Source organism: Methylibium sp. T29, from assembly GCF_000576205.1.
GTDB lineage: Bacteria > Pseudomonadota > Gammaproteobacteria > Burkholderiales > Burkholderiaceae_C > Methylibium > Methylibium petroleiphilum.
This window is the reverse complement of the sequence record NZ_AZND01000449.1, coordinates 1-1,618: the sequence shown is the minus strand read 5'-3', so window position 1 is coordinate 1,618 and position 1,618 is coordinate 1. Positions and strand designations below refer to the sequence as shown.

The following is a 1,618-nucleotide window of genomic DNA, read 5'->3' as shown; positions in this document are numbered from 1 at the left end:
CGGGGTGCGAAGGGCAGCGGCGCGCCAGCCGACCTGACGCCGCCGCGCAGGTTCGCTTCGAGGCCTTGCGCGCCTGGCGCGGCGAGGTGGCGCGTGAGCACAACCTGCCACCTACATCATCTTCTCGAACGCCACGCTGGCCGAGATGGCGCGCCGTGCGCCGGCCACGCTGGGCGACCTGGGCGAGGTCAGCGGGGTCGGCGCGAAGAAGCTCGAGGCCTACGGGCGCGAGATCCTGCGGGTGCTGGACGCGGGGCGCTGAGCGTCGGCACGAGGCCGGCAGCTGCAGCGTCTCCGTCTCCCGATCGTCTCTCGTCGACGACGCCCCGCTCAGGGACCGATGCCGACCGACACGACCGCACTGTCGCCACGCTGCCCGCCGCCATCGACCGCACGGGCGAAGTACTGCACGCTGCCGGCCGCGTTGGCGGGCACCGTGGTGTCGAGCTGGTAGGGCGGCAGCCCGTCGAAGCCCAGCAGCGTGGAGCCGCTGCCGTCGATCCGGTAGAACTCGACGAAGTCGACGCCATAGTCGTCGCTTGCCGCGGCCACCAGGCGCAAGGTGTCGCCGGGCGCCGCGCTGGTGGGCGACACGGCCAGCGACGCGCTGGGCCGGTCGTCATCGCCGAAACCGAAGCCCAGCGACACGCTGCCGCCGCATCCGGCGAGTGCCACGACCGCGAACAGGGCGGCGCCGCGGCGCCTTGCACATGCCGAGAGGAAGGAGATCATCCCGCAGCCTAGCGCGAGGCCCGGGGCCGATCAACCCGAAGGGTCGTTGCCGGTGCTCGACCGTCAACCGGCCGGCCGCCGCGCCAGTTCTTCCCGCACCAGCCGCACCACCAGCCGGTCGAGCGACTCGACCGAGTAGTTGCCCACGTCGTGCGCCGTCTCGCGGCCCGGACCGCTGGACGGGTCGTCGGCCTTCGCATAGGTGAGGAACACGAACCGGCCACCGGTGTATTGCGCGGCCTGGCGGAACACGTACTCGCCGGTCGGGTCGAGTCCGCTGGCACCGACCGCGAACAGCTTGATGCCGCGCGCCAGCGCGCCCTGCATGTCGTCGTCGTAGTACGGCGCGCCGTAGTCGAGGTGGGGCGGCGCATCGGCCACCAGCACCACCAGCCGCGTGGCGCCGTCGCCGCGCCAGGACAGCCGGTGCACCGCGGTGTGCAGCGCCTCGTTCAGCGCTTCGGGATAGTCGCCGCCGCCGCCGGCCTGCAGCGCGCCGAGGCTGCGCTGGAAGGCGTCGAGGTCCTTGCCGAAGTCGTGCGCGCGCACGAAGAACGCGTCGCCGCGGTCGCGGTAGGCCACCAGCGCGAAGCAGGTGTCGGGACGGCTCGGCAGGCGCGCGATCTGGTCGGCCATCGAGCGCATCGAACGCTTGAGCTTGTCGATCTCGTCGGCCATCGAGCCGGTGGCGTCGACCAGGAACACCAGGTCGAGTCGGGCACGCTGCAGCGGCAGGTCGCGGTCCAGCCGGACCTGCAGCGCATCGCGCTGGCCACGCTGCAGCAGCGCGCGGCCCACGGTGCCGCCCTTGCGCACCTGCACCTCCATCAGCGCCGGCGCGCTGCCCGGCATCACGCCCGGATGCAGCCACACCTGGCCGCCGGCG

The 1,618-nt window shown here is 72.9% G+C and carries 2 protein-coding genes and 1 pseudogene; 1 reads left to right on the top strand and 2 read right to left on the bottom strand.

Annotation, left to right across the window (positions count from 1 at the left end):
• Positions 1-262: pseudogene (locus tag x551_RS24790) on the top strand (HRDC domain-containing protein); the annotation flags it as partial.
• Between the two features lie 68 nt (positions 263-330).
• Here the strand turns inward: x551_RS24790 and x551_RS21920 are convergent.
• Positions 331-675, bottom strand: a complete 345-nt coding sequence (locus x551_RS21920) for an Ig-like domain-containing protein (RefSeq protein WP_161728127.1) — start codon at positions 673-675, stop codon at positions 331-333.
• Between the two features lie 120 nt (positions 676-795).
• Positions 796-1,618: vWA domain-containing protein (locus tag x551_RS23840; protein WP_152543633.1), on the bottom strand; the 823-nt coding region annotated here is incomplete at its 5' end.